The following is a 7,277-nucleotide window of genomic DNA, read 5'->3' as shown; positions in this document are numbered from 1 at the left end:
GTCCGCATCGTTACCGCCGCGAGTTCCTCATGCGGACTTCTGAACCAAAGCCACACTAGAAAATAATTCACTAGCAAACATCAATTTTAGTGGAGTTTTGGATTTGACATTCGCATCAGGAGTGCGCGGCCAGGGTGGAGCGAATGTCAAATCCACTCCACTCGAATCGCCCCTGCTGTCCGCCATTCCCGGCCTGCGTCATGCCTTCTTCAGCCGTGAAGGCGGCGTCTCCGAAGGCATTTATGCCAGCCTCAACGGCGGTGTCGGCTCTCGCGACAATCCGGCGCATGTAGCGGAAAATCGCCGGCGGATGGCCGCAGCATTGCATGTCCCACCCGAGCATATGCTCACGGTGTTTCAAATTCATTCTCCTGACGTCGCGGTGGCATCCGCGCCATGGGACACCGTCGCGCGGCCGAAGGCCGACGCCATCGTCAGCCGCACCGAGGGCCTTGCGATCGGCGTTACCGCCGCCGACTGCGGACCTGTTCTTTTCGCCGATCCCAGGGCGCGCGTCATCGGCGCGGCGCATGCTGGCTGGAAAGGCGCATTGACGGGGGTCGTCGAAGCCACCGTGGACGCGATGGAAAAGCTTGGCGCCGACCGCGCCAACGTGGTGGCGGCGATCGGCCCGTTGATCCGCCAGCCGTCCTACGAAGTCGGTCACGAATTCGTCGAACGGTTTGTCGAAGCGGATGCCGGGAATTCTCTCTACTTCCTGCCCGGCGCGCGAGCGGGTCACGCGATGTTCGATCTCGCCGGCTTCATCCGCAAGCGGCTCGACAATGCCGGCGTGCTGGTTGTCGACGATACCGGCATCGACACCTATGCCGACGAGAATTTTTTCAGCTACCGCCGCTCCGTGCATCGCAAGGAGGCGGATTATGGCCGCCACGTTCACGCCATAGTTCTTGAAGGCTAAGCCGCGATCCGAAAAAGTCGGAAAGCGCCTTTTTCGAACAGACCAAGCCCCAACAGTGAACCGAACGAGCATCGCGTTCGTGCAGTCGGACCTCTGCCCTAGACGTTAACGGATTTTAACGATATCGCTGTGGCGTTCCTGGTTCTGGCATTCGTACAGACGTGCTGCGGAGTTTTTACGAATGCCAGAACCAGGGGAACACCACCAAATCTAGTTTTCTAGTGCGGCTTTGGATTGACATTCGCTATGAGAACTCCGGGCGACACTGAAGCGAATGTCAAATCCGCCGCACTAGCGCCAATGAGCGACCTATCCGTAAATTTGCCCCGCGTTTGCCGGATCGTACCGCGCGCTGCGATGGTGGCGGTTCTGCTTACGGCGGCCATTGGCCTTGGCGGCTGCGCCGGCGGCGCCGCCAACAATTCCTTTGCGATGGCGAATAGTTCAAGCGGTCCGACGATTGCGTTCGAATCCATCGATGGACCGCCACCTCAGGTGTTCGATCGGATGGTCGGCGTACTGGACAGCGAATCCAAACTGCGGAGCCTGTCGATCGTGTCCCGTGAGGGCACAGCCGCCTATCGGGTGCGAAGCTATCTCGCCGCGGAAGTCAGCCACGGCCGCACCACGATCGCCTGGGTCTGGGATGTCTATGACCAGAACCAGCAGCGCGCGCTGCGGCTTTCCGGCGAAGAGCCGGCCGGCAAGGCCGGCCGCGACGCCTGGGCTTCGGTCGACGATCTGGTGTTGCGAAAGATCGCCCAGGCCGGCCTGAGCGGCCTTTCCAGCATGATCAACGGCGCGCCTCCGGCCGATGCGCCTCAACCGCCGCCCGCCTCACCGTCCAGGCGCGGACCCGCGGTCGCCAGCGCCGACGACCTTCCTACTTTGGCCTATACCGACCATTAGCCAAAGTAGCTCTGAAATACCTATTTTTGCCGGGAAAACCGGGCAGATGGGTTGCCAGCCGGGCTATGGCCTTGATATCACGCCAGTGCCTCCTTTCCGAAGTTCGTGCGCCGTTGCACCACCCACCTTTCGCGAACTTCGGAAAGTCAGAGGCGCTGGCAAAGTTAACGATTCTGGTGCCGCGTTTTTCATTTGAAGTTCCTGAGCAGGGCTCGCCGCTTGTGCGCAGGAACTTCAGATGAGCGGCGCTAGATCTGTCGAAACGCGCGATTTCGTGGGTATTGCGATATGCTGAATATGGTCTCCAGCAAGGCGCGGGGAGAAGCCTCGATGTCAGCCAAGAACGGCTCGATCAAGCTGGTCGCCGGCAATTCCAATCCGGTGCTGGCGAAAGAGATCGCCAACTGGCTGGACCTGTCGCTTACGAAAGCGATTGTCCGTCGCTTCGCGGACATGGAGATTTTCGTCGAGATCCAGGAAAACGTCCGCGGCTCCGACGTATTCGTGATCCAGTCGACCTCGTTTCCGGCCAACGATCACCTGATGGAGCTCTTGATCATCACCGATGCGCTGCGCCGGGCCTCCGCGCGCCGCATTACGGCTGTGGTGCCCTACTTCGGCTATGCGCGGCAGGACCGCAAGGCAGGCCCCCGCACCCCGATTTCGGCCAAGCTGGTCGCAAACCTGATTACCCATGCCGGTGCCGATCGCGTGATGACGCTCGATCTCCACGCCGGGCAAATCCAGGGCTTCTTCGATATCCCGACCGACAACCTCTATGCCTCGCCGGTGATGGTGCGCGACATCCGCGAACGGTTCGACCTCGCCAACGTGATGGTGGTGTCGCCCGACGTCGGCGGCGTGGTGCGCGCCCGCGGGCTCGCCAAGCGTATCAACGCACCGCTCGCCATCATCGACAAACGTCGCGAGCGTGCCGGTGAATCCGAAGTGATGAACGTGATCGGCGACGTCGCCGGCTACACTTGCATCCTGGTCGACGACATCGTCGATTCCGGCGGCACGCTGGTGAACGCGGCCGATGCGCTGCTCGCCAATGGCGCCAAGGAAGTCTACGCCTATATCACCCACGGCGTACTCTCGGGTGGCGCCGTAACCCGCATCACTTCCTCGCGGCTGAAGGAACTTGTCATCACCGACTCGATCCAGCCAACCGAAGCGGTCAGCAAGGCACCGAATATCCGCGCGCTGTCGATCGCCGACCTGATTGCGGAAGCGATCGGCCGCACGGCTTCGGAAGAGTCGGTGTCGAGCTTGTTCGATTAAAGGCCGGTATCAATCCTCGGCCGGCCGCGCCACCTCGTCTCCACGACGCGGGAACCAGACCACAGCACTCAGTAACATCTCACTATGTTGACCTGCCCGTTGCCACCACGGCCGTCCGGGACCGTGACGGTCTCGGCGCCACAGCTCGACACGTAAGGCCGCGCGGACGGCACGACGGCCGGCGGATAGCGATGGGCCCAATCCCAGGGAATGTCGCTGGCGTTGGAATTACGGATCTCGCCGGTCAGCGGCGCGCCATACAGCGGAGCGTCCGCGGTCGGCCCATAGAAGTAGCCGCCGTCGCCCCAGACAAATCCGTCTTGCGAGCGGTGGTGATGCCGCAGCGAATGTGGCGCGAAACGGTGGGAAGTCATATGCGCGCCCCGCGAGGCCGCGAACGTCTCGCTGGTCGCACCTGTCAAAGCGATCGCGCCCACGGACGCAATCAGGATTCCGTACATTCTGCTTTTCATGACGCACTCACCCATTACTGTTACGCGCAGTATTTCGAGGCAGGCTAGGCAGAGCGTTGGCCGCCCGCAAACCCATCCTTAATACTTAGTTAAGACGTAATCTTAACCGGGAACCGGGCAAAACGTCGCGCGCGGCGACGCGGCGTGGCCGAGCACCTCATCGATGAGACTGATCCAGACGGTCGCCGTCTAGACGATTCCGGCCGCGACCTGGCCGCGTAACCGCTCCAGGCTGAGCAGCGTGTTGGCGCAGGCCTCCGCCACGCCCACACCCTTGGACGTGAAATGCCGGCGCAGGAAATCGGCATCCGCCGTCTCGCGAAACTGCTGCGGCGTCACCACCGCCGAGAACACCGGAATCTCCGTGCGCAGTTGCACCTCCATCAGCGCCCTGATCACGGTCTCGGCGACATAGGCATCATCAACCACAAGGCCGGCCGCCACGATCGCCGTGTAGCGGCGCGTCTTGGCGAGCAACTGCACATGCAGGGGAATCTCGTAGGAACCCGGCACCTCGAACACGTCGATCTGGGCGCGCGCGATGTGACGCGCCTCGATCTCGGCGAGAAACGCCTCGCGGCACTCGGCCACGACGTCACGATGCCAGGCGGACTGCACAAAGGCGACCCGTTGCGGCTTTGTGAAACGCGGATGGGCAGGCCGTTCAGTGGCCTCCGCAGACTCCGTTGTGCCGGCATCTCCCTGCGGCGTTTGATTCATGGTGTCCTCGCTTCGCGACAGAGTCCGGATAATCAGGTTTCACGCTTCGTGCAGGGAATTATGGCGAGCGGCGCCTTCGCCAGCAAGGACCGTCGCCGTGGCCCATATCCGCATTTGTGGCGCGGGACCGAACAACGGGTTGCATGTTCCTCTCCATGTTCCCTCACTGCTCGAAAATTAACGATTTGGGCGAGATCCGAATCCGATTCCGGTTTGTTCTCATGCAAAAGTTAACGCGCACGAAGAGCTGTGGACGATTTGAGCATTGCCTGTGGATGGAGTCCGGGTGCCGTTGCGCCGATTCCGCAAATCACATCACTTCGTCCCGGCAAGCCCTGATCCCGACGCGATGGATCATCGGGGCGAGCAGCCGCCACGGCGCGAATGCGGGCGCATGTCGGCGTGCCGTGTGCGTATCGCTCGTATCCGAATTTCGAAAAAGGCAAGGTCGAGACGGCATGTCCCTCCTCGAAGGCATAATTGATTCCCGGACCAACCCTCTCGCAGTCGTCGAGGACGTCGCCGCCGACAATAATTTGTCGTTCGAGCGCTCCGGCGACGACGAAATAACGATCGTCTCCAAGGGAAACTGGACCGACTACCAGCTCTCCTTCACCTGGATGAGCGAAATCGAGGCGCTGCATCTGGCCTGCGCCTTCGACATGAAGATTCCGGAACCGCGTCGAGGCGAGGTGCAGCGGCTGATCGCCGCGATCAACGAACAACTATGGGTCGGGCATTTCGACATCTGGACCCATACCGGCATGATCATGTACCGACAGGCGCTGGTTCTGCCCGGCGGGATGGCCGCCTCGACGGCGCAATGCGAGACCATGCTGGTGAGCGCGCTCCACGCCTGCGAGCGCTATTATCCGGCGTTCCAGTTCGTGGTCTGGGCGGGCAAGACGGCCGCGGAAGCCATGAGCGCCGCCATGTTCGACACCGAGGGCGAGGCGTAGGTTAGCTTCGACACGCTCGATATCGTCCCTGCGGAAACAGGGACCCATACGCCGTGACGGCAATTGCGTTGTACAGCGCTTGTTGCTGATATCTCGATGAATTAGAACCGACAGTGGTATCGCGAAGAGCCTAAGCGCTCGCGCGGGGGTCCCTGCATGCGCGGGGACAACGGATGATTTGTGGTGAGAGCGTGAGCAACACGACCGCATTGAAAAATATCTCAGGCACCGTCGTCCTCGCCGGCGCAGGAAAGATGGGCGGCGCGATGCTGTCCGGTTGGCTGGCGCAGGGCTTCAACCCGCGCCACGTGGCCGTGATCGAGCCGCAACCGTCCGATGAGATTCGGGCACACCTTGCGAGCGGCGTGCGTCTCAACCCCACTCCTCATGAGGCGGGATCTGTCGCGGCTTTCGTGATCGCGTTAAAACCGCAGGCCTTCCGCGAGGCGGGCCCGGCTCTGAAACCCTACGTCGATGCGGCCACTTTGGTAGTGTCGATCATGGCAGGAACCACGATTGGCTCGCTTGCCGACGTTTTGGGCGGCCATATCGTGCGCGCCATGCCCAACACGCCGGCCGCGATCGGCCGCGGCATCACGGTTGCGGTAGCGGCGAAGGATGTCAGCGGTGCGCAACGCGCAACCGCCGACGGCCTGTTGCGCGCGACCGGTTCGGTCGAATGGGTCACCGATGAAAGCCTGATGGACGCGGTGACCGCGGTTTCCGGTTCGGGCCCGGCTTACGTGTTCCTGCTCGCCGAGGAACTGGCGCGTGCCGGTGTCGCGGCTGGGTTGCCCGAAGCATTGGCGACCAAACTCGCGTGCGAAACCGTCGCGGGCTCCGGCGAGTTGTTGCATCGCTCCGACCTCGCGGCCGCGACGCTGCGCCAGAATGTCACATCGCCCGGCGGCACCACGGCAGCCGCGTTGGAAGTGTTGATGGGAAAAGACGGCCTGCAATCGCTGCTCATGCGAGCGGTTGCCGCCGCAACGAAGCGCTCGAAGGAACTGGCGAAGTAATCAGAGCCGTTTGCCGAAAGCCTCGACATTGACGAGGCCGCGGGCGTGGCGGCCCTCGCCGATACGGCGTTTCTCGTCGAAGGCTTCGACTTCGAAGCGGATGATGCGCCGCTCCACCGCAATGACGCGAGCGACGGTGCGTACCGTTGCGCCGACCGGGGTCGCGGCGAGATGACGGATGTCGACCTCGGTGCCGACCGTGACCCATCCCGGTTCAAGACCGGGCGCGATGGCGTCGGCCGACGCCATCTCCATCTCCAGAATCATCATCGGCGTCGCATAAACCATCGGCATGTTCGGCACGAAATGCCCGACGGTGCGCTCGGGCGGCACCACCAGCTTTCGTTCAGCGCTCATGCCGATCTTGATGACGTCGCGTGCGTCCATGGAAACCTCAGTCCCCGCTTACGCGGGGACAACTCAAGAAGCGGAAATTATTTTTTCGCGAAGCGTTCAACGAAGGACTGGCCGCCCTTCATCTTGTGGATCAACGGCGCCTCGTTGATCTGGATCACGACAGCTTCGGCATCGACGCCGAGATTCTTCACCAGCGCTTGCGTGATGTCGCGCATCATGCCGACCTTCTGTTCGTCGGTGCGGCCGACGGCCATGCTGATGGTGATTTCGGGCATCCCACTACTCCTTTTGTTTTCGTTCGCTGTCGAATACTCGCAGGCCCAAAGCAGGCTACCCATCTTCTGAAGAGATAGCCACGCGGGTCAAGCCCAGGTATCTGGTATTCAGCCCCACGTGACCGCGTGCCGCGCCAATATTTTGCGCACGGCCGCGACAAGTTCGTTTTCGTCGACCTCGATCTGCGCCTCAGTCTGTTTCTTCAAATATTCGTCGCGGTCGCTGGTGTCGGTCAAGCCAGCGCCGAGGATGAGGTCTTTAATAAGGACTTTGCCCTTCGCCTTCTCGTCCGAACCCTGGATGACCACGCAAGGAGAGTTACGTCGATCGGCATATTTGAGCTGGTTGCCCATGTTCT

9 protein-coding genes and 1 pseudogene are annotated in these 7,277 nt (G+C 61.7%); 5 read left to right on the top strand and 5 right to left on the bottom strand.

The genetic code is table 11. The annotated features are described in order from the left end of the window. Positions 1-175 precede the first annotated feature (175 nt). From pgeF to WB528_RS19670, 3 genes are all read left to right on the top strand, one after another. Positions 176-922, top strand: coding sequence for a peptidoglycan editing factor PgeF (pgeF, locus tag WB528_RS19680; RefSeq protein WP_423890071.1), 747 nt, complete (start codon positions 176-178; stop codon positions 920-922). Between the two features lie 357 nt (positions 923-1,279). Beyond that, the gene (locus WB528_RS19675; RefSeq protein ID WP_423890070.1) at positions 1,280-1,831 is read left to right on the top strand and encodes a hypothetical protein; all 552 of its coding nucleotides are present in this window, start codon (positions 1,280-1,282) and stop codon (positions 1,829-1,831) included. 330 nt (positions 1,832-2,161) lie between these two features. Further along, positions 2,162-3,115, top strand: coding sequence for a ribose-phosphate pyrophosphokinase (locus WB528_RS19670; protein WP_423890069.1), 954 nt, complete (start codon positions 2,162-2,164; stop codon positions 3,113-3,115). 68 nt (positions 3,116-3,183) lie between these two features. On the opposite strand, the gene WB528_RS19665 is transcribed toward WB528_RS19670, so the two are convergent. After that, the gene (locus WB528_RS19665; RefSeq protein WP_423890068.1) at positions 3,184-3,588 is read right to left on the bottom strand and encodes a hypothetical protein; all 405 of its coding nucleotides are present in this window, start codon (positions 3,586-3,588) and stop codon (positions 3,184-3,186) included. Positions 3,589-3,777: 189 nt separating this feature from the next. Further along, positions 3,778-4,308, bottom strand: coding sequence for a 6,7-dimethyl-8-ribityllumazine synthase (locus tag WB528_RS19660; protein WP_423890066.1), 531 nt, complete (start codon positions 4,306-4,308; stop codon positions 3,778-3,780). A 458-nt stretch (positions 4,309-4,766) separates the two neighbouring features. Here WB528_RS19660 and WB528_RS19655 point away from each other — a divergent pair, with 458 nt between their 5' ends. Beyond that, positions 4,767-5,267, top strand: coding sequence for a YbjN domain-containing protein (locus WB528_RS19655; RefSeq protein WP_423890065.1), 501 nt, complete (start codon positions 4,767-4,769; stop codon positions 5,265-5,267). Between the two features lie 173 nt (positions 5,268-5,440). Then, positions 5,441-6,286, top strand: a complete 846-nt coding sequence (proC, locus tag WB528_RS19650) for a pyrroline-5-carboxylate reductase (protein ID WP_423890063.1) — start codon at positions 5,441-5,443, stop codon at positions 6,284-6,286. On the opposite strand, the gene WB528_RS19645 is transcribed toward proC, so the two are convergent. The 3 genes and pseudogenes from WB528_RS19645 to WB528_RS19635 form a co-directional block, all read right to left on the bottom strand. After that, entirely contained in the window at positions 6,287-6,673 is a 387-nt protein-coding gene (locus tag WB528_RS19645; RefSeq protein ID WP_423890061.1) for a thioesterase family protein, read from the bottom strand. 47 nt (positions 6,674-6,720) lie between these two features. After that, positions 6,721-6,981: a tautomerase family protein gene (locus WB528_RS19640; protein WP_423890060.1), complete on the bottom strand. Its 261-nt coding sequence runs from the start codon at positions 6,979-6,981 to the stop codon at positions 6,721-6,723. Between the two features lie 45 nt (positions 6,982-7,026). Beyond that, positions 7,027-7,277: pseudogene (locus WB528_RS19635) on the bottom strand (histidine--tRNA ligase); the annotation flags it as partial.

It is taken from the genome of Bradyrhizobium sp. (assembly GCF_049586575.1).
GTDB lineage: Bacteria > Pseudomonadota > Alphaproteobacteria > Rhizobiales > Xanthobacteraceae > Bradyrhizobium.
Note: the sequence above shows the minus strand (reverse complement) of the source record. Positions and strands in the feature narration are given on the sequence as shown.

Coding starts and splice junctions, on each gene's coding strand:
- WB528_RS19675 (WP_423890070.1), top strand. CDS start 1,280: ATGGTGGCGGTTCTGCTTACGGCGGCCATTGGCCTTGGCGGCTGCGCC.
- WB528_RS19670 (WP_423890069.1), top strand. CDS start 2,162: ATGTCAGCCAAGAACGGCTCGATCAAGCTGGTCGCCGGCAATTCCAAT.
- WB528_RS19665 (WP_423890068.1), bottom strand. CDS start 3,588: ATGAAAAGCAGAATGTACGGAATCCTGATTGCGTCCGTGGGCGCGATC.
- WB528_RS19660 (WP_423890066.1), bottom strand. CDS start 4,308: ATGAATCAAACGCCGCAGGGAGATGCCGGCACAACGGAGTCTGCGGAG.
- WB528_RS19655 (WP_423890065.1), top strand. CDS start 4,767: ATGTCCCTCCTCGAAGGCATAATTGATTCCCGGACCAACCCTCTCGCA.
- proC (WP_423890063.1), top strand. CDS start 5,441: ATGATTTGTGGTGAGAGCGTGAGCAACACGACCGCATTGAAAAATATC.
- WB528_RS19645 (WP_423890061.1), bottom strand. CDS start 6,673: ATGGACGCACGCGACGTCATCAAGATCGGCATGAGCGCTGAACGAAAG.
- WB528_RS19640 (WP_423890060.1), bottom strand. CDS start 6,981: ATGGGTAGCCTGCTTTGGGCCTGCGAGTATTCGACAGCGAACGAAAAC.